At 48.5% G+C, this 18,049-nt stretch carries 24 protein-coding genes; 9 read left to right on the top strand and 15 right to left on the bottom strand.

Features of this window, described 5'->3' with window-relative positions:
- Positions 1–33: 33 nt before the first annotated feature.
- Positions 34–1,044, bottom strand: a complete 1,011-nt coding sequence (locus tag RAC86_RS10935; protein WP_377885626.1) for a glycosyltransferase family 2 protein — start codon at positions 1,042–1,044, stop codon at positions 34–36.
- A 111-nt stretch (positions 1,045–1,155) separates the two neighbouring features.
- Complete coding sequence (locus RAC86_RS10930) at positions 1,156–1,377, bottom strand: helix-turn-helix transcriptional regulator (RefSeq protein ID WP_153952108.1); 222 nt, start codon at positions 1,375–1,377, stop codon at positions 1,156–1,158.
- Positions 1,378–1,509: 132 nt separating this feature from the next.
- Between RAC86_RS10930 and RAC86_RS10925 the strand changes: the two genes are divergently transcribed.
- From RAC86_RS10925 to RAC86_RS10895, 7 genes are all read left to right on the top strand, one after another.
- Complete coding sequence (locus tag RAC86_RS10925) at positions 1,510–2,307, top strand: poly-gamma-glutamate hydrolase family protein (RefSeq protein WP_377885622.1); 798 nt, start codon at positions 1,510–1,512, stop codon at positions 2,305–2,307.
- A 14-nt stretch (positions 2,308–2,321) separates the two neighbouring features.
- Positions 2,322–4,073 carry a right-handed parallel beta-helix repeat-containing protein gene (locus tag RAC86_RS10920; protein ID WP_377885621.1) on the top strand — a complete coding sequence of 584 codons (1,752 nt, stop codon included), beginning with the start codon at positions 2,322–2,324 and terminating at the stop codon, positions 4,071–4,073.
- 362 nt (positions 4,074–4,435) lie between these two features.
- A complete protein-coding gene (locus RAC86_RS10915) occupies positions 4,436–4,639 on the top strand; it encodes a hypothetical protein (protein WP_377885619.1) in 204 nt (67 codons plus the stop codon).
- A gap of 105 nt (positions 4,640–4,744) precedes the next feature.
- Complete coding sequence (locus tag RAC86_RS10910) at positions 4,745–5,182, top strand: hypothetical protein (RefSeq protein ID WP_377885618.1); 438 nt, start codon at positions 4,745–4,747, stop codon at positions 5,180–5,182.
- 178 nt (positions 5,183–5,360) lie between these two features.
- Positions 5,361–5,543, top strand: a complete 183-nt coding sequence (locus RAC86_RS10905; protein WP_377885617.1) for a DUF8096 family protein — start codon at positions 5,361–5,363, stop codon at positions 5,541–5,543.
- A 14-nt stretch (positions 5,544–5,557) separates the two neighbouring features.
- Positions 5,558–6,010 (top strand): hypothetical protein, encoded by a 453-nt coding sequence (locus RAC86_RS10900; RefSeq protein WP_377885616.1) that lies wholly within the window; start codon positions 5,558–5,560, stop codon positions 6,008–6,010.
- A gap of 81 nt (positions 6,011–6,091) precedes the next feature.
- Entirely contained in the window at positions 6,092–6,901 is an 810-nt protein-coding gene (locus RAC86_RS10895; protein ID WP_377885615.1) for an ATP-dependent DNA ligase, read from the top strand.
- A 37-nt stretch (positions 6,902–6,938) separates the two neighbouring features.
- On the opposite strand, the gene RAC86_RS10890 is transcribed toward RAC86_RS10895, so the two are convergent.
- The 3 genes from RAC86_RS10890 to RAC86_RS10880 form a co-directional block, all read right to left on the bottom strand.
- Positions 6,939–7,367: a helix-turn-helix domain-containing protein gene (locus RAC86_RS10890; RefSeq protein ID WP_232567207.1), complete on the bottom strand. Its 429-nt coding sequence runs from the start codon at positions 7,365–7,367 to the stop codon at positions 6,939–6,941.
- Positions 7,368–7,616: 249 nt separating this feature from the next.
- Positions 7,617–8,246, bottom strand: a complete 630-nt coding sequence (locus RAC86_RS10885) for a hypothetical protein (protein WP_377885614.1) — start codon at positions 8,244–8,246, stop codon at positions 7,617–7,619.
- Entirely contained in the window at positions 8,246–8,629 is a 384-nt protein-coding gene (locus RAC86_RS10880; RefSeq protein WP_377885613.1) for a sigma factor-like helix-turn-helix DNA-binding protein, read from the bottom strand. The genes RAC86_RS10885 and RAC86_RS10880 overlap by 1 nt, the downstream gene beginning before the upstream one ends.
- Positions 8,630–8,849: 220 nt before the next feature.
- Here RAC86_RS10880 and RAC86_RS10875 point away from each other — a divergent pair, with 220 nt between their 5' ends.
- On the top strand, positions 8,850–9,245 hold the full coding sequence (locus tag RAC86_RS10875; RefSeq protein WP_377885612.1) for a hypothetical protein: 396 nt from the start codon (positions 8,850–8,852) through the stop codon (positions 9,243–9,245).
- Here RAC86_RS10875 and RAC86_RS10870 read toward each other — a convergent pair.
- The 5 genes from RAC86_RS10870 to thyX are packed head-to-tail and all read right to left on the bottom strand — an operon-like array spanning position 9,221 to position 13,189.
- Positions 9,221–10,336, bottom strand: a complete 1,116-nt coding sequence (locus RAC86_RS10870; RefSeq protein WP_377885611.1) for a DNA cytosine methyltransferase — start codon at positions 10,334–10,336, stop codon at positions 9,221–9,223. The two genes, RAC86_RS10875 and RAC86_RS10870, sit on opposite strands and share 25 nt — an antisense overlap.
- A complete protein-coding gene (locus RAC86_RS10865) occupies positions 10,333–10,905 on the bottom strand; it encodes a nucleoside/nucleotide kinase family protein (protein ID WP_377885610.1) in 573 nt (190 codons plus the stop codon). Before RAC86_RS10865 ends, RAC86_RS10870 begins: the two co-directional genes overlap by 4 nt.
- Positions 10,902–11,906, bottom strand: coding sequence for a hypothetical protein (locus tag RAC86_RS10860; protein WP_377885609.1), 1,005 nt, complete (start codon positions 11,904–11,906; stop codon positions 10,902–10,904). The genes RAC86_RS10865 and RAC86_RS10860 overlap by 4 nt, the downstream gene beginning before the upstream one ends.
- A gap of 15 nt (positions 11,907–11,921) precedes the next feature.
- Positions 11,922–12,467 carry a 3D domain-containing protein gene (locus RAC86_RS10855; RefSeq protein ID WP_377885608.1) on the bottom strand — a complete coding sequence of 182 codons (546 nt, stop codon included), beginning with the start codon at positions 12,465–12,467 and terminating at the stop codon, positions 11,922–11,924.
- A 26-nt stretch (positions 12,468–12,493) separates the two neighbouring features.
- Positions 12,494–13,189, bottom strand: coding sequence for an FAD-dependent thymidylate synthase (gene thyX / locus RAC86_RS10850; RefSeq protein ID WP_377885607.1), 696 nt, complete (start codon positions 13,187–13,189; stop codon positions 12,494–12,496).
- A 100-nt stretch (positions 13,190–13,289) separates the two neighbouring features.
- On the opposite strand from thyX, the gene RAC86_RS10845 reads away from it, so the two are divergent.
- Entirely contained in the window at positions 13,290–13,673 is a 384-nt protein-coding gene (locus RAC86_RS10845) for a DUF2513 domain-containing protein (RefSeq protein ID WP_195880276.1), read from the top strand.
- Here the strand turns inward: RAC86_RS10845 and RAC86_RS10840 are convergent.
- The 5 genes from RAC86_RS10840 to RAC86_RS10820 form a co-directional block, all read right to left on the bottom strand.
- The gene (locus RAC86_RS10840; protein ID WP_377885606.1) at positions 13,666–14,214 is read right to left on the bottom strand and encodes a dUTP diphosphatase; all 549 of its coding nucleotides are present in this window, start codon (positions 14,212–14,214) and stop codon (positions 13,666–13,668) included. The genes RAC86_RS10845 and RAC86_RS10840 overlap by 8 nt on opposite strands.
- A gap of 105 nt (positions 14,215–14,319) precedes the next feature.
- Complete coding sequence (nrdF, locus tag RAC86_RS10835; RefSeq protein WP_377885624.1) at positions 14,320–15,285, bottom strand: class 1b ribonucleoside-diphosphate reductase subunit beta; 966 nt, start codon at positions 15,283–15,285, stop codon at positions 14,320–14,322.
- Between the two features lie 134 nt (positions 15,286–15,419).
- Complete coding sequence (nrdE, locus tag RAC86_RS10830) at positions 15,420–17,492, bottom strand: class 1b ribonucleoside-diphosphate reductase subunit alpha (protein ID WP_377885623.1); 2,073 nt, start codon at positions 17,490–17,492, stop codon at positions 15,420–15,422.
- 10 nt (positions 17,493–17,502) lie between these two features.
- Entirely contained in the window at positions 17,503–17,871 is a 369-nt protein-coding gene (gene nrdI, locus RAC86_RS10825; protein ID WP_377885605.1) for a class Ib ribonucleoside-diphosphate reductase assembly flavoprotein NrdI, read from the bottom strand.
- Entirely contained in the window at positions 17,865–18,023 is a 159-nt protein-coding gene (locus RAC86_RS10820; RefSeq protein WP_153952087.1) for a hypothetical protein, read from the bottom strand. The genes nrdI and RAC86_RS10820 overlap by 7 nt, the downstream gene beginning before the upstream one ends.
- Positions 18,024–18,049: the final 26 nt, after the last annotated feature.

Below are 18,049 nucleotides of genomic sequence, written 5' to 3'. Positions count from 1 at the left end.
TATGATCCAGTGAAAATCACCGGACAAATCCGCCTATGACCGCATTGACAGTATTTTCCCCGCCAAAAATAACCCGAATACCGCCTTTCTCTTAAGCATCGCCAGGTAAATCCGCCGCGCCAAACTTTCCTCGTGCTGCAACGCGATCTCAACCGCCTTTCCTACGTTCGGATGCTCGACTATGCGCTCAATCAACGCTAACTTTTCGCGCATCCCTTTATCGCAACCCGGCTTGAATTCGTTCTGTATACACCCGTTCACCGCGATATAACACTTCCGCCGCGCCAGATCAACCGCAACCTTTTCGTCGTACAAACCCCACCGTTTCGCGTACGTCTCCAGCGTATTGCCGTTTATGTAAGAATCGAATAGCTGCGGGTTGTATTTGCGCATCAAACTCTCGTCGTTTATTTGCCGGTAATGATACAGCGGTTTATCGATATAATAAGCCGTCTGGCAGTACGTAAACGCGTCCATATTAAACAACCAATCTTCGCCGAGATACTTGCCGTCAGGGAACGTTAGGTCATACGTATCTATTAAACTCTTGCGGATTACCTTCCATACGCCGCCGTACGATCCGTTATACAAAAAGTCCGTCAGTATTTCCGCCTTTATCGCGTCACGGTCTAGCGGTGTATTTGCTTTTGCGCGATAACTTTTCGTATAGCTTTTCGTTAGATCTTCGTAATCCCAGCAGATATCCGTAAATACAATATCGGCGTTGTTTGCGACGGCGGCCTCGTACATTGTTGCGTAACATTCCGGCTCGATCCAATCGTCGGCGTCGATAAACGCTACGAATTCTCCACGCGCTTGTTTAAGCGCATTATTGCGTGCCGTGGCCGGTCCCTGATTCGCTTGGTAGATCGGCTTGACACGTTCGTCAATGGCTTCGTAGTATCGTAAAATATTGCGCGTTGAATCGGTCGAACCGTCGTCTACGATTAAAACTTCGATATTCTTCAGCGTCTGGCCGAGCACGCTGTCTAAACATTCGCGCAGGTACTTTTCGCCATTGTATACCGGTATAATAACGCTCATTTTCGGAGTCATTTCGTCCACCCTTTCGGTTCGGGAATTCCCGAACTTATATCGATAGGATAATTATACCAACTCGAATCCGAATTTCAAGACGAAAAAAAAGACGCCGATTTACTCGACGCCCTCTTCCGTTTCTTTTACTTCGAATAATTCTTCGTATTTGGCTCCGGTTGCTTTCATTATCGATGCGACATGCCAATCGTAATGCCTTTCGGAATTATCGAACCGAGAAATCGACGATTGAGATACGCCGGATCTCCGTGATAATTCGGATTGCGACCACCCTAACTTCGAAAGCAGCTCGCCAAGACGAGGTTTTACCGTAAGTTTCATTTCGATCACCTCTGCTCTAATTATACGCCAGAGAATATTTTTCCGCAATTACTGTTGACGTAGTCTATGCTCTAGCGTATAGTTTAGAGTAACGAAGGGCCCTCGTTAATAAAATCCGAGAGGGGTAACGAAATGATTAACGAAACACAAAAACTGAATAAGGCGATTTTAGAACGAAACGGAGGCGCAGCCCCACCGACCAAAGCAAAGCTGCACCGTCCGAATCGAGCGAAGCACTTCCAGTATATCACAGCGTTTATTCTATGCGCAATGATATCCGCATTCACCACAGTCACCGCGCAAGCCACCGATGTTTACCGCAACTTTGCCGAACTCCAAGCTAACGAACCCCAGACGAACTACAACATATTCACGACCGACCGCGCCACGCCCGTTTTGATACTCGCGCCACACGGCGGAAGTATTGAAGGTGGAACTAGCGAACTTGCTCGCGAACTCAGCAACGACTATTCAACGTACCTTTTCGACTCGCTTAAGACGCCGAACGGATTCGACCTACACATCACGAGCACTCACTTCGACGAACCGACCGCGCTTGACCTGGTTACGCGACACCAACGCGTTATATCGCTTCACGGTTATAGCGACAGCGCCGAGCACATTATCGTAGGCGGCACCGATCCTATACGCGGCCAGGTGTTAGTAGACCGATTGAATGCCGCCGGCTTTAGCGCCGAACTCGTAGGCGAAGGACATCGCTTTGCGGGCGCCAGTGCTGCGAACATAGCGAATAAGTGCGTAACCGGCGAAAGTCTACAGCTGGAACTTAGCACCGGATTGCGTAAGAGTATGTTCGGAACGTTCTCGCTTACTGGACGCGCTGGAACCGAAACCGCGACGTTCTATAAATTTACCGGATTGCTGTCGGAATTCATTAACGAAAATTATAACGTTAGAGGTAACGAATAATGATGCGATATACGTTGGAAGTCGAAAAGTACGGTATTTACTGCGATGGAACAGAGGCGGCTGCAACTACGGCGGGCTTTAATCAGGCACTTAAGGACGCATCAGAGGCGGGCATTTGCGAGATAGATATTCCGAAAGGCGTTTATTTGATCGACGGTGTTAACGAAGAATCCGCATTAAAGCCGGAAGAACACGCCGGTATTATCGTACCGTCCAATATGACGCTGAATTTGCATCCGGAAGCCGAATTCCGAGTCGCGCCGAATGGATCGTTTGGGTATTCATGCTTCTATATCGGTGAGGTCGTTAACGTAACGATAAGAGGCGGCAAGATACGCGGTGAACGTTATCAGCACGACTTTACCGGTCACGGTGACTTCGAAAAGAAAGAAACGCACGAATGGGGTTACGGAATAAACGTACACGGCTCTAGGAATGTCGTGATTGAAAGCGTTGATATTGCCGACTGTACGGGCGACTGCATTATGGTTAACGCGCAAGGCATGCTTAATGTTTCGTGGACGACTTACCGCCCTGCTCGCAATATAACGATTAAGAACTGCAAGTTAGACGGAGCACGCCGTAATAACATATCGGTAACAGGCGGCGAGGACGTTAAGATTCAAGATAACGAAATTACCAACGCAGGCATAAACGATGGTTGTATGCCAATGTTCGGCATTGACATCGAAGGCTACGGTGAAGGCGACATTGATTACGAAGAACCGCGCAACGTGAAAATAACGAATAATACCTTCGCGGGCAACGTGGCACAGTCGGTATGTAACTTCAGCGGGTATGAGGTTGTTATATCCGGAAACCATTCGGACAATACGATCTCTTACGGCTACGGAACCGATACAAACATCGAAAATAATATTTTCGTTCGCAAGGATAAGAAGTACACTGCGATTGCTGGGCTCGGTGTTTCGGCGGGTTTCATAGGAAATAACGCAACCATTTCCGGTAATACGATAAAAGGCTTCAGCAGTGGTATAGATGTTCGCGGCGCTGACGTTACCGTTTCAGACAATACGATTTCAGAATTAAGCGTGGACGGTATTGCCTTAGCCACATTCGAAGCCAAGAACGTTAAATTCTCGGATAATACCGTAAACCACTGTCCAGGAAAGCTGTGTTGCGCGCGCAATTCTAGAGATATAACGTTCGAAGGTAACGAATTAAATGACTCGGATATCACCGCGATGGAGATCATTGATTCTACCAACGTTAAAGCAAAGTCGAATGATATAAAGCGAAGCAAACAAGGCTTCGTAATTACGAGGTCGTCCACGAAAGTATTCGATAATGACGTCGATCTTACAGAGTATCCTAGCGCTGTGGCTTACGCTATAGCTTTCGATAAAGGCAGCGACGTATTTATTAAAGACAATCGAATTCCTACACCAACAAATATGGCTATATACGGAGAAAGCGCCGAAGGTCGTACGGTACGCATCAAAGACAACGATATAACTAACGCGAAGTGTTTGATACCGATTTACGTTATCGGCGGTAAAAAACACGAGATATCCGGTAATGATATAACGTTTAATCGAACAGCTTCCGGCGGCTATGGAATCCAAACGAAAAACACCGACGGCGCGTTAGTAAAGGAAAACGTTGTTTATTCCGTTAGTTCTTTCGCGTTGTATAATCCGATAAAGACCTCCGAATCTATTAATTCGCGAGTCATCGGTAATAAAATAGCCGGATCTCTCGCGCTGAATCAAACTGACGTAGAATATCAAAATATTCCGATTTAACTTGACATTTTCTATGCGCTAGCGCATAATAGAATTATAGAAAGGAGGGAAAAACGAATTGAACGCGGAAACGGTACTAATTATAACGGCGATAGTAAACTTCGTCATTGCGCTAACGAATTTGGCAACCGCCTGTGTTAACGCAAAAAACGCTAATCGCAAAAACGACTAGCGCCAGAAACGTTGATACGGGGATAGATGTGAGAGTCCTCCCCGTGTCTCCTATAGTACCGTATCAAAAACGAAAATACAAGGAGGCGAGCGCGCCATGATAACAGCTTTATCAATCGTAATTACGGCGGCGGCCCTGATCGTTGCAATCGCGGGCCTGGTCGTCGCACTCAAACGGAGGCGATAACGGTATGCAGCAGCTTATGATTCGTAAAATATGGTCGGACACACCGGCACTTACACCGCAGCAGGAAGCGCAGATCCTCGATCTATACGAGCGCCCCGCCGCCAATTTCGGTCGATGTGGGCGCGCTTACCAAATTGGGATCAATTCGATGTTACAATATTTCGGCTATCGGATCGAAGTCGAAACGGGGGCTATTAACGATGATTGAATACGCTTGTAACGAATGTAATTACGCAAGACTTGACGTAAAAATAGAGCCTGACACGTGCTGCCCTACGTGTGGAGCGCGCCTACAGGTCGAGGAGGAAATCGTATGAAACGTTTATTTAAATCAATCGTAATCACCGCGGCTTTGCTCGCGTGTACTATCGCCTTAGCACCGCAAGCAGACGCAGCATGGTCGGGATGGCAGACGGAAAAGTTCGGACATAAAGCGCGCGTTTATACGGATGCGACTACGTACACAAGCAGCGCAAAGACGGTCGATTGGAAAGCCGAAAAGAAAGGCGCGGCCACGCTTTATTATACGGCCGGCGTTTATAAAAAGCGCTCAGGTGGCGGGCTGACCGATACGGGTTTGGTGCAGCGCGGAAGCTTTAAGACCGCAACGCCGCTGAAGTCGTTTAGCGTAAAGTCGATTCGCGGTAAAACTGGCGCCGGAAGCTACGTGATCCAGATCGATTGTTATACGGATTCAGGCAAGCGCCATTATATCGGGACTTTTGAGTCAGCGCGTTTTAACGTGAAATAAGCGTGTGTGAGCCGTTTTAAGCTACGGGGTACTTAGCGTACCTGATCGGCGCTAAAGCGGCTCTTTCGTTTAGATTTCGTGGGAATTTGATGCTAGCGCTCATTTTAGGCGTTCTCTCCCTGCCGATACATGTTATAATTTACCTATACAACGCGAGTAGACATGGAGGTTAGCGATAATGGAGGGAAAAGACTACGAAACAAAGGGATACGATACGACGATAACGTACGAGTACAAGGAAATGCCGGACGTACGTGCAGGACGTTGTGATAACTGCGACTATACGCTGTTTAAGAGCTCAGTAAAGCACGGGAAGTTTTTGCGCGAGTGTCGGCGGTGCGGGATGAAGAAGGATATTTAACTGGAGGGTCTATAGTGAATAATATTGATCGCTTAGAGGAACGACTTATTAAAAACCACAAAAATAAGCTTATGATTCACAAAGTTATGAAGAGATTGAGAGATGGATTAATCAAACTCGAGAACCGTTTTATTGATATTTTTGAGATTTCGGATAATAGAGTAGAATTTAGGACAGACGAAGATAATAATGAAGTTTTTTATTTCAACTTGAGTAATAGAGAAGCCGAATTCAGGGGCATTATTGATAAGGATGTACCATATATACAAGTAATTGACCCAGGAACTAAAGGTGTTTATGTGGTTTTTCAAATCAATAGTAGTGAGGAACTAACACCGTTATCGCCGCTAGACTTTAACAGAACTCCTTACAACTATTCTATACATGTTGATGAGATTGTTGATTTTGTTATTGGAGTAGTTTGCTTTAATCTTGAATATGATACCAAAGAAATGGTATTGCGATAACTTACCAACACCAAATCACTTCGTTCTCGCGGACTATTACTATATCATTAAAGTAATACGCAGCTGAAACGAGGTGATTTTTTGTTTATTTCGCCAATGTTATTAGAGTCCGGTAAAGCCCCGTTCGACTCTGACGACTACATTACGGAAACTAAGTTCGACGGCATCCGTCTGATCGCGTCTAAAACTAACGGACAAATACGCCTCTACACGCGCCACAACAACGAAGTCACCGCTAAGTTCCCCGAACTCCACACGCTACAAATACCGGACGGCACAGTTTTAGACGGCGAACTTATCGTGCCTGGACCGACCGGCGCTGGCGATTTCGAAGCGATGATGGAACGATTCCAGTCGCGCAAAAGTTTTCACGCGATAGTATTCTGCGTGTTCGATATCTTGCGGTTGGATGACGTCGCGGTTACGTCTAAGCCGTTATACGAAAGAAAGGCGCTGCTGGCAGACCTCGCGATCGATCATCCTAACGTCAAGGTTATCGAAGGCATACGAGGACACGCGGCCGATTACTTCGAGTTAGTGCGGCAGAATCGCATCGAGGGCATCGTTATGAAGCGCGCTGATTCGTCTTATGCGGAAAGTAAACGGTCGGACCGCTGGCTGAAGATCGTAAACTACGAATATACGGACGTGTGGATTACGGGATATCGCAAAGAAGATAATGCGCTGGCACTTGCGTATGAGGACGGCAATTACGCGGGAATTATGGAGTTTATGCCGCATGCTGAACGGCGGAGATTTCATTCGCAACGTAAGGACCTAGAAGAAACGGATAAATACGTGAATATAGAGCCGCTGAAGTGTCGCGTTAAGCACCGGTTTAAGACGCGGAAAGGATTGCTGCGGATACCTTCGTTTAATATGTGGCTTTGACGCAAATAAAGACGCCTTAATGGGCGTCCTTTTTTCGTTATATTACGCGAGCTTTCCTTTTCGCACCTATATTCGACCATATCGCGTCCTGCTTCCGTTTATTCTCGGCAGCCTCCGGAAACATGCGAAAAAACTCGGCTTCGTCTTCGATCGGCTTTCGGAAATAATAGACGAGGTTCTTCGCGCCACCTCCGTTCTCTACCGTTTGTATTAGCTGCGCCTGGACTAACGTTTTGACCGCGTTACGGTACGTTGAATCGCTCATAGCTAGCGCCCTAGCCGCCTGTTCTTGCGTTGGAAAGGCGTAGCCGTAGTCCGCATTATAAAACTTCAGCAGAAACGCGTATACCAACACGGCGTTACCGTTCAGCTTCGGAAAGTATTGATAATGCGTAAGAATAACGTTAGGAATGCCCGTATAGCCCGCCGCAGTATCAAACGGTAGGGCCTTCGCTTTATCGCTCATATAATCGTCCTCCACTTAAATAATATTCGACTTAAGCCGGCTTGCGGCGCTGCCACTCCGTTAACAAACGATCGAGTTCGGGCGTACGCGCATATTGCCAAAACTTCCGTAAAGTATTTTCGTTTAAGCCTACGCAGATATATCGTTGGTTGTGGTCGCGCAGGAATTCGTATAGATTCGCAGAATAGCAGTAATAATAACCGTTTTGCATCCGGTCGCACCTCCGTAAATATATAAATAAAAAGGCGCCTATGCGCCCGTATGCTCTACCCTTTCGCCCGTTGCGATATTGACCGTAAACTGACCGTCCGTACGTCCGCTAATGAAATCGTTGTAGCGCTTGCGGCGTTGTTTGTTTAGCGACTTGGCGCGCGCATCAACGAAAATCGATTCGTAGGTCGATAGCGAACGGCGCTTCGGCTCGGCACGATTGCGACCGTTCTGATCGTATTCTTCCGCCAGCTTGCCGGATCGCTCTCCGTTCTTGCGCGTCGTTTCCAGGCGTTCGCTCATGATCGGATATTCCGCCTTCATTTTGTTTTTATTCGTATCGGTTAATTCTTCGAAAAGCACGAGATCTGCCATGCGATCTAACGCGATGGAGTCCGGCTCTTTGTCAGTCGCGTCCATATAAGCGTCCGTAAGCGCTGTGATTCGTTCTAGGCGCGCTACACGATCGGAGATATAAATGGACCGCAAGCCAAGCGCGCCGTGCTCATCGGCCTTATACGCAACAATTTCGCCATCAACCAATACGCGGTCGCCTTCTTGCGGCTGGCCGGAAACGCAGCGCCAAGCTAACGGACCTCCCGCCCTATAATCGCGCCTGACTTCGAGCTGCAATTCCGTAATCATTTCGTGCAATAAAGCGTTATCCATTAATTCGTCCCCCTTATCGCGTAGCCTTCGCCGTGGCTCGCCCAGTAATAATAAACATCCGTTAAACTATCGACAGCTGCGTTTAAATGAAATACGACGGCTTGTTGTGTAATGCCCATCCGTTCACCCGCCTCGGCTTGCGTTAGTTCGCCGAAGTAAACGAGCTCGATCGCCTGGCGTTGGCGGTCCGTTAAATTCGCTAATTCGAGCGCCTTGTGAATATCGATAAGAATCGTTGCCGCGTCGTAATCTCCGCAACGCTTACGGCTGACTAACTTCTGATAATCGGCGAGTAATAGCTTGACGCCTTCTGCGTTATCGAGCGCATAGGCTGCGTCGAATTCGCGTTCCTTTCGGTGTAGATCCACTTTTACTGAACCCATTCGTAATTCCTCCCGTCTGCAATTTAGTAATCGCGACATCCTCCCACGGAGTTGCGAAAAAGTGATGTCGTATAAGAAAAGGCGGCGTTCGCTTTTTGTACTCCTTTTCCGATGAACATTTTCGAAAAAAAATTTTAACTAGTGCCGTTTTCCCTTTCGTTGACTCCTTCGTTAATTTCGTTTATGATTAACGTAAACGCTTCCGAAAGGAGTTTCGTTTATGGTTCTTACGTGGATATCTAACGACTTTGAGCGCAACCTCAAAGCGTACATAACTATCGAAAAACAGCGCCGTTTATTTATCTCGGCTGGAGCTCGCCGTATTATCGGCCTGCCTACGGACGGTCCGTTTTATCTTGCGGTCGCATATGACGCGGACGAAAAGCGTATCGTAGTCGGCAAGCCGGAGTTAGTAAACCAACCGGACGTCAAGCCGTTCAAGTTCGACAAGCGCGGCAACGTGTCCGCCATTCCGTTTTTGCGTAAGGTCGGTATTGATTTCGATAGCCTGCCGCAACGCTATTACTTGATCGGCGACGGCGAGGCGTCCAAGCAGCCGTATTTGGCGTATCCATCGCATACATACGCGTTTCAGTTAGACGCTGACGCCAATTGATCCGCAAGCGCCCTTCCGATGTACCACGCAACACGCGAAGCGATTCCGTTTCCGACAATCCGATACTGCGCCGATAAAGAAATATCGTCAGGCAGGACGTAAGTGTCTGGCGCAGATTGGATTCGGAGACATTCGCGAACGGTGAAACGGCGCGGCGCTTCCGTTGGGTGAATCGGCTGTCCACTTTTGTGGTACGCTGGAATCGTATTAGACGGCTTATCTAGCAATTGCACGCAATTAGCTTGGCCGTATGTGTATTCGCTTTTTGGCGTCCAATACTTTCCGCAGTCTTGACGTTCGGGTTCTGGCAAATCCCCGATAACATCCCGCAATACTCTCGTCTGATAATCGCCTTCTAACGGCTTCGGAAACTCGAATGTGAATCCGAGGTCTTTTCGTATTCCGATGATAAACACGCGCTCACGCTTCTGGGCTACTCCGTAATCCCACGCGCTCATAACGCGCCAACTAATCTCGTAACCTATTTCGTTAAATTTCTCGATAAGCGCATCGAATGTAGGACGGTGGCGCTTCGTTATCAAACCTTTTACGTTTTCAAATACGAAGGCTTTCGGTTTCTTTGCCGCAATAATTTCGAGGTAACGCCATACTAACTTACCGCGCTCTCCGTCAGCGCCTGCGCCTTTGCCTGCGACCGAGAAATCCTGGCACGGAGGACCTCCGAATATAACGTCTGTATTCGGTAAACTATCGATATCTACTGCGTTAATATCCGCTTGTTCAACGTGATCGCCGAAGTTATGGCGATAAGCTTTAACGGCATTCTTATCGAAATCAAGCGCCTTCACAATATCGTAGCCAGCCGCCTTGAATCCGATTGCGCCGAGTCCGCCTCCGCAGAATAATTCGAGTATTGTAAGTCCGTTTGCCGGCTGTTGCGGCGTTAAGTTAAAGTCGCCCATATATTCGCTCCTTTCGGTTAGTGGTCCGGGATGTAGAGATGCATCACGCGGACTTGTCAATACGGTATAAGCCGCCTCACCCCAATAAACAACGCGCTTCCTCGATAAGTACCGCGATGAATACTTTCCGTCCTGCGGATTCGGCTTATGGTTCGGAATCTTCTTCACCTAACGCCCACCTCCGCCATCAACGCGTCCAGTTTCGTGTATAATTCATCGATCGTGCCGTCGTTTGTAATTTCGTAATCAACTTCGAAATCCAATAACGCAATCTCGGTCGGATGCTTCAGCGCCGCCAAGTCGAAGTCATCACCGGCTTTTCTTGCGCGCTCGATCCGTAGGTCTTCCGGCGCCGTGATGCGAATGATCTTAAACCCTTCGGCACGCAGCCGGTCATATTCGTTTGGCTGCCGGCAGTCCTCGACAAGCACGCGGTTTTTAAGCATCGGCGCTAGGCCGCCTCCACAGTCGCATCTATAGCGCGCCAGGTAAGCGTCCACCTTCGTCATGGTTGCGTTAACCCAGACGTCCTCACCGAAAGCTTCTCGCGCCCACTGTCCGAACTTTTGATAATACGCGCGAGGCTTCGGCTTTTCGGGTACGGAAGGGAAAGCGCGGTGGAAGGCGGCTTTAAGTTCGTCGCCAAATGCGAACGGATGGAAATCGTAATGGAGCGATAAATAACCGGCGGCTTCCGACTTGCCAGCGCGTAACGGTGCGGTTAGGGCGAGCTTCATGGGCGATCACCAACGTCATTAAATTCGAGGTCAATCGAACTACTCACCCGAGAATACGCTTCAATCTCCAGCCGTGAAATATTTTCGATCTTTTTTCCTCGTTGATAAACGTCGAATTCTCCTCGTCCTTCATTAATAACGAGTACAAACGGTGCGCTTTCGATAATACTTTCGCTCTTAGCCGGTTCTTTTAACCGCGCCAATTCCTCGCCGAGCGTCCGGTTGTCCTTGTGCAGCGTGTCGATTTCGTCTTTCATACGCTTCATTTCCTCGTACACATGATCGTATGTCTCCTCGTTCTCAGCGCAATCTTGAGCGACCTGCTCCTCTAGCGAAGCGATATCTCGCTTAATATCCGAAACGTCATTTCGTAAATTAGCGATTCGACCCGGACCCATTTCGTTCCATCCGAGGTTGTCAGTGATACGGCTGACTGTACGCTTCAGTTCCGCAACCTCTTGCGCTAAACTGGCGATAACGTCGATCGGATCGGCAGGCTGTGGTTCGTCGGCTTCGGCAGATTCGACCGGGACGAGTACGCGGTAACGATCGTGTGAAAAACCAACAACGACAGCGCCGCTAGGTTCTGCGTATTCAGCAACGTCAACCACCCCGGTGCCCGCCGCGATGACCTCAGTGACGATTCCGTACGATTCTCCCGACTCGTCAACGTACATGACCTTCTCGCCCACTTCCGCCTTGCGATCGGTTAATTCGTAGCGTCTGTCACCAATATGAACGATATCGGTCGGTTCAAGTACGCGGTATTCATGATGATACAGTCCAATATCAGTTTCGTAGACACTTATTCCTGTACCGTCATACCACCTATTACGCTCTGTAACGGTAAATACTTCGCCCACTTCGAATTCTTTGCAAGATTCTACCGTGATAATTTTATCGCCGACCTCCGCTTTACGATCGACCTCTACGTATTCGCGCTTGATGCCGCCAAGTGTTTCGTCAGCCAGTACGTGGATTTTAGCGTTAGTTTCCGTCATTTATTCCGCCTCCCGTTAATTTATTACGCGAACCTGCACCGACTGCCGTCCGAACTGTACCGCGTCGGCTTCGTCCGCAACTAATACGTCAATCTTGGCGCCTTTAATCGCGCCGCCCGTATCCTGCGCCACGGCTTCAAACGTCGTGCCGTCCGCCTGCTTTACTTCAACCGTCGAGCCCAACGCAATCACTGACGGATCGACCGCTATGATGCGCTTGCCGGCGTGGTAGATCGTTCCGGTTACGTCTATGCCGGTCGCTGTTACGCCGCTGCAACCTTCGGGGCAATCCGCCGTATAAGCCGAAGCCTCGAACGTTTGCCATGCGTTTTGCTTCGCGGGTTTCTTTTCGTTAACATTTTCGTTATTTACCTTCGGCTTTGACCGCGCTTTGGGCTTCGCTTTGGCCTCCGCCTTTAACGCTGCCACTTCGTCCTCAAGCGCCTGGATACGTGCGCCCGCCTTCTGTAACGCCGCCTCTTCTTCGGTAATGTGCGGCGGGTCTGGCGGTGGTGGCTCCGGTGGCTTGGTGGTTGGATTCGTAAGTAATTGCGTTGACATCGCTAGATTCGTTAGTATACCGATGCTTACACCTCCGTTTTCACTAATTCGCCAAGACTGACGGGGAATTTCGGTTTAGCTAGAGCGTAGACAGCTTTTGCGTATTCTTGAATTTCGGCTTGGCTATCGTGGCCCAGGCGTTGGTTTAAGAAATGCGCAACCGACTGTAGCGACGCCGACCAGTAATACCGCACATACATTCCGTAAGCCGGAAGAAATAAACGCGCTTGCTCGGCGCAAATACCGTTCTTCATTGCGTTTTCATAAAGCCGTAAACCATCGACTTGATACTGATACAATTCATGCGTTGCTTCAGCGCCTAGGTCGAGGTCGATAATTCCTCCAGAACCTTGCTTACTATTATCCGGAGCTGACCGCCATTGATCGAAGTCAGGATTATAAAACGTAGGCTCTTCAGTAACATAACGCCGGCTCGATTCGTTCCATGCGTCCATTGTGTGATCGGAGCCAACAATATACTTCCAATGCTGCCGCGCAACCATTAACGGTGCATAAACTTCGAACTGAAGCGTTGCATGCCGGAAAGGTGACGTATGACCTTCTCGCGCAAGAAATTTAATAAGCCGGATATCCTTTTCGCTTAGCTCGGTCGATTCCTTGTCATAGGAAACGCGGGCCGAGTTAACGACGGACAGGTCGGAACCCATTACGTTTGTTAATCGGACATAACCGTTGTCGAGTACGTTAATCTTTTCGTTCATTTATTCTCCTCCTTAAACATGTAGAAATAAGAAAATAACTTCCATCCCAACCAATAAAATGAGATAATTTTCATGAAAAAGAATAGAAAGGAAGATTAGTATGGAACTTAAGCCTGACCTTGTTAGGGAAACGTTGCTTGCCATTGAAAAAACAGGATTTCGGGAAAAATTAAGCTTTAAAGATTTGTATGACCGATTAGAAGATTCAAAACATTACGACCCCGATGATGTGGCCTACACGCTTAAAAAGCTGATCGAAGGTGGCTTGATTTTCGGTAGTGCCTCGGACAATCTTGGTTATATAGCCGAGGAGCTGACGTTTGAAGGTCATGAGTTTTTAAATAACATACGCGAAAAAAGTGTTTGGGAAAGTACCAGAAACGTAATTTCAACCGTTGGAGGTGCTTCCTTAAAAGTATTTGGCGATGTCGCTAAATACTTTGTAAAAAGTAAATTAAGAGAAATCGGTGTGATTACTAGCTAACTCCGCTACTCCCGAATCCATCCGCACCTCGATCGCTATCGCCGAGCGCATCAACTTCCGTAAACACCGCCTGCTCGACCGGCTTGATTAACGCCTGTGCGATGCGATCGCCTTTGCGGATTTTGTAGGTACTGTCAGGAACATACACGTTTCCATAACGATAATCATCGATATTGAAATCGAAAAACTCGGCTTTTTCGGTGTTCTCACAGCCCCCATCAACAAAAAGATATCTCGTATCTTCTTCGCCGATCTTCTGCGCAATATTATCGACAATCACTCCGACCTCGCCACGATAGCCTTCGTCAACTGTTCCGAGCTGCACACGCAGTTTAGTTTTCAGCGTAATGCCCGAGCGCGGCCGGATCTGCATTTCGTACCCTTCCGGAATCTCGAATGCCAAGCCCGTCGGCACACACGCGGTAGCGCCCGGTTCGATAATTACGTCCTCTGACGCCGCTAAATCGAAGCCTGCGTCCGTTGAGTGTGCGTAGGTCGGCGTTTGAGCGTCCGGCGATAAGCGTTTTATATTTACGTTCATTTCGTTTCCTCCTTCGTAACGTCCTCATATATAACTGCGTATCAACTTTCCGTTTGGCACAACGTCTTCATAAATAGATGCGTATAAAGTTCGCAGTCCGGACGCTTATTCTCCGAAATAAAAATCCGAATCCCTAAGCGCCTCGACTGTCGCCTTCTTATAGCCGTTACCCTTCTGCGAAAAGAAGTCGTGCGATTTGGTTTTCGTACTAAGTCCGTTCATCACGATCGGATTCGGCGTTTCGTCCTCGAAATACGGATCGAACGCGAGGTTTTGCAGCGCTTTGTTCGCGTTATAGCGCATGAACCGTTTAACGTCGTGCGTCAGGCCGACCGCATCGTAAAGGTCCTCGGCATATGCGACTTCGTTATCGTATAGCTCCGTCAGTAAATCAACGGCAAAATCGCGTAATTCTAACTGAACGCTATGAGCTTGGCGGTTATAGATTTCCTGCGCGAGCAAGCCGGTATAAACGCCGTGAATCGCTTCATCGCGAATAATAAGCGATATAATTTCGCCCGAGTTCGTTAGCTTGCCTTGGCCCGCGAAATATAACGGATAGTAAAAGCCGCTGTAGAACAAAAAGCTTTCGAGATACACCGAAGCGACCAACGCCTTATACAGCGAAATATCATCGCCGGGTTCAATCGCGTTGTATAAACCGACGATCCGCGCCGCCTTCCGCTGCAGATACGGGTTGGTCTTAACCCATTCGAAAACTTCGTTAATAGTTTCAGTAGGCGCGAGCGTCATAAATATGTTCGAATAGGATTTCGCATGGACAGCGTTCTCCATCATCGCCATGAAATTAAGGACGGCTTTGCGTTGGTGTCCGTCGATGTGCTGCGCGATGATTGGCATACCGGTGTTTCCTTGTTCGGTGTCCAGCAGCGTTAGGCCCGCGAGAACTTTCATATACGTATCTTGTTCGGTCCGGCTTAGCGACTTCCACGTTAAGAGATCGCCGTTTAGCGAAATCTCTTCCGGAAGCCAGAATTGTTTAACGTTCTGCGCGTAAAACATTTGCGTAAAGTCGTCTTCGTGGCGCGACCAATCGGCCGCCGTGTGGATTGCGTTTGCGTTCGTCAATTATTCGTCCTCCTTTTCTTTGTTTCGGATATATTCTTTTTGCCAATCGAGAAGCTGAAGACCTAAATACCGTTCAATAAAATCGACCATTTTCACTCGGATGACTCCCCTTTCGTTTAAACTACGCAACTCAAGCACGAATCCTGGCCGGTATCTTTCGTCCGCGCATAATACAACGTCTTGATTCCCCGATGATGAGCGTATAAGTCAATCCGATTCAGATCGCGCGTCGTCATCGTATCTTTCAAGAACAGCGTAAACGAAATACCTTGGTCGACGTGCTGCTGAATCGTTGCGATCATATCGACGACTTTGAACATATCCATGTCGTACGCTTCCTTATAGAAGAACCAGTTTTGCGGCGATAACCCCGGCATAGGATAATACGTCTTCGAATTACCGTACGTACGCTCTTCAATACGCTCCATAATCGGCATGACAGACGCCGTAGCCGACTGCACATACGAAATAGATCCCGTTGGCGCAATCGCAAGTCTGTACGAATGGTATAGGCCGTACTTTAGAACGTTATCGCGAAGGTTAGCCCAGTCTACAAGCGAAGGAATCCGTACTCCTTCGAATAGGTTTTTAACCTTCTCCGTTTTTGGATCGCAATCTATGAACGAATCCTCTAAAATTTCGATATACTTATCGAAGTAACTACCGCTTGCATACGTTGATTCCTCGAAGCCTTCATACGTGCTGCCGGTTTCTTTCGCTAGTTCCATCGAACGCACAAGCGACCAATAATTCACCAACGCGAAGAATACGTTAGCGAAATCCCGCGCTTCCTCCGATTCATAAGCGATTCCGTTTTGCGCTAAATAGCCGTGTAAATTCATCGCGCCAAGCCCAATCGAACGCATCTCACGGTTAGCTCTAGCGACGGCCGGCGCGTTCTTGATATTCGAAGTTTCAGAGACACGCGTTAGAGCATCGACGGATAGCTTGACGATAGATTCGAAGTCGCCGTTTTTCATTACGTTCGCAACGTTGAGCGAGCCGAGATTGCACGAAATATCGAGTCCGATTTCGTCCGGTTCGCCATAGTCGGTGTACTCCGATACCTGCGACGCCTGAAGCACTTCGCTACAGAGGTTCGAAAACTTAACCTTCGAAATGTGATTGTTCGCGTGGGCCGCGTTAACGTTGCCTTCGAACATGATGTACGGATAGCCCGATTCGGACCGCAACACGGCTAGCTTTTCGAGTAGCTTCCGCGGGTTGATCTTTTCTTTACGTACGGCCGGATTATCGACGAGCTTATCGTACATTTGGCCGATATCCATTTCGTCCAGGTGATGGCCGTACGCCTTGTACACGGTGTGCGGATAGAAAACGTAAGCCGGCCGATCTTCTCGCGCTAACTCGATGAATTTATCCGGAATGACAACGCCGATCGATAACGTTTTAACGCGTACGTCTTCATCTGCGCTGATTTTCTTCGTATCTAGGAAATCGTTAATATCTGCATGGAATACGTTGAGATACGCTGCGCCGGAGCCTTGCCGCTGACCCATCTGATCCGCATAACGGAACGCATTATCGAGCAGCTTCATAACGCCTACAACGCCCTTCGTCGCATTCTCTACGTCTTTGATCGCCTCACCTTTCGCTCTGAGTTTCGTTAAATTAAGTGACACGCCACCCCCAAGCTTCGAGAGCTGCATCGAAATGTCAATCGCACGACTAATATCGTTAAGCGAATCGTTAACTTCGAGCAAGAAACACGAAACTAACTCGCCGCGACGCTTCCGGCCCGCATTCAAGAACGTCGGCGTTGACGGCTGGTATTCCTGGCGCATCATTAAATCGACGTACTCCAGCGCCTTTGCTGCGTCTCCTTCCGCGAAGAACAATGCACAGCAAGCGACCCGATCTTCGTAACGTTCGAGAATCTTCTTGCCGTCGTTCGTCTTCAGCGCATAGTCGTTATAGAATTTGAACGCGCTCATGAACGAAGGGAATCGGAATTTGTGCGCATAGGCCGCTTTATAGACCGCCTTGATTTCTTCGAACGTATAGGCGTCTAGGAATTCGGTTTCGTAGTAATCGTTATCACGTAGGTAGTCGAGCTTTTCGCCCAGGTCGTGGAAAAATACGGTGTTTTGATTTACGTAGTCAATAAAATAAGCGCGGACGGCTTCGAGATCCTTTTCGAATTGGAACCGGCCGTCCTTCTGTAGCATAATTTCGTTATTAAGTTCGATGTAATTCGTCAAGCGCGTTCACCCTTTCGATAAATTGTCGTACATCTGCGTCCGTGCCCGCTAATTCAAAGCGCCCGATCACCGGCACGCCGTATTGCGCCGCTATCAAATCCGCCGCCTTTGCGTAATTGCCGCCCCAATTGCGATTGCCCGACGCAGCCACGCCCGCCAAGTACGCGCTATTAGCCGCAAGGAAATCCGCAACTGGACGCGCCACTTGACCGAATCCGTACGTTCCAGTCACGCAAACGAACGGCTCGGCGAGCGTTAGGTCTGGCGTTATTTCAACGGCGGGCAGACCGGTCTTTGTGACGAATCGGCGTACGTTGCCGGTCCGCGAATAATAGGCGATTAGCATACGACGTCCGCCACCAAGACCGCGAGAGGAATCGCGACCAATAGAACGTATACGATCTTCGCCACCTTCGCGCTAACGCTTTTACCTGATACGTCCACACTTACTGCGAGCAAAAATAACGCGACCAAACATCCGATTGCTAAATACGTCATCTAACCGACCCCTTCCGTCTCTCGAT

It is taken from the genome of Bacillus sp. LR_5 (assembly GCF_042709275.1).
Note: the sequence above shows the minus strand (reverse complement) of the source record. Positions and strands in the feature narration are given on the sequence as shown.

Bases quoted from the DNA above. Each gene is read 5' to 3' on its own strand.
- RAC86_RS10935 (WP_377885626.1), bottom strand. From the start codon at position 1,044: ATGAGCGTTATTATACCGGTATACAATGGCGAAAAGTACCTGCGCGAA.
- RAC86_RS10930 (WP_153952108.1), bottom strand. From the start codon at position 1,377: ATGAAACTTACGGTAAAACCTCGTCTTGGCGAGCTGCTTTCGAAGTTA.
- RAC86_RS10925 (WP_377885622.1), top strand. From the start codon at position 1,510: ATGATTAACGAAACACAAAAACTGAATAAGGCGATTTTAGAACGAAAC.
- RAC86_RS10915 (WP_377885619.1), top strand. From the start codon at position 4,436: ATGCAGCAGCTTATGATTCGTAAAATATGGTCGGACACACCGGCACTT.
- RAC86_RS10910 (WP_377885618.1), top strand. From the start codon at position 4,745: ATGAAACGTTTATTTAAATCAATCGTAATCACCGCGGCTTTGCTCGCG.
- RAC86_RS10905 (WP_377885617.1), top strand. From the start codon at position 5,361: ATGGAGGGAAAAGACTACGAAACAAAGGGATACGATACGACGATAACG.
- RAC86_RS10890 (WP_232567207.1), bottom strand. From the start codon at position 7,367: ATGAGCGATAAAGCGAAGGCCCTACCGTTTGATACTGCGGCGGGCTAT.
- RAC86_RS10885 (WP_377885614.1), bottom strand. From the start codon at position 8,246: ATGGATAACGCTTTATTGCACGAAATGATTACGGAATTGCAGCTCGAA.
- RAC86_RS10880 (WP_377885613.1), bottom strand. From the start codon at position 8,629: ATGGGTTCAGTAAAAGTGGATCTACACCGAAAGGAACGCGAATTCGAC.
- RAC86_RS10875 (WP_377885612.1), top strand. From the start codon at position 8,850: ATGGTTCTTACGTGGATATCTAACGACTTTGAGCGCAACCTCAAAGCG.
- RAC86_RS10865 (WP_377885610.1), bottom strand. From the start codon at position 10,905: ATGAAGCTCGCCCTAACCGCACCGTTACGCGCTGGCAAGTCGGAAGCC.
- RAC86_RS10860 (WP_377885609.1), bottom strand. From the start codon at position 11,906: ATGACGGAAACTAACGCTAAAATCCACGTACTGGCTGACGAAACACTT.
- RAC86_RS10855 (WP_377885608.1), bottom strand. From the start codon at position 12,467: ATGTCAACGCAATTACTTACGAATCCAACCACCAAGCCACCGGAGCCA.
- thyX (WP_377885607.1), bottom strand. From the start codon at position 13,189: ATGAACGAAAAGATTAACGTACTCGACAACGGTTATGTCCGATTAACA.
- RAC86_RS10845 (WP_195880276.1), top strand. From the start codon at position 13,290: ATGGAACTTAAGCCTGACCTTGTTAGGGAAACGTTGCTTGCCATTGAA.
- RAC86_RS10840 (WP_377885606.1), bottom strand. From the start codon at position 14,214: ATGAACGTAAATATAAAACGCTTATCGCCGGACGCTCAAACGCCGACC.
- nrdE (WP_377885623.1), bottom strand. From the start codon at position 17,492: ATGCTACAGAAGGACGGCCGGTTCCAATTCGAAAAGGATCTCGAAGCC.
- nrdI (WP_377885605.1), bottom strand. From the start codon at position 17,871: ATGCTAATCGCCTATTATTCGCGGACCGGCAACGTACGCCGATTCGTC.
- RAC86_RS10820 (WP_153952087.1), bottom strand. From the start codon at position 18,023: ATGACGTATTTAGCAATCGGATGTTTGGTCGCGTTATTTTTGCTCGCA.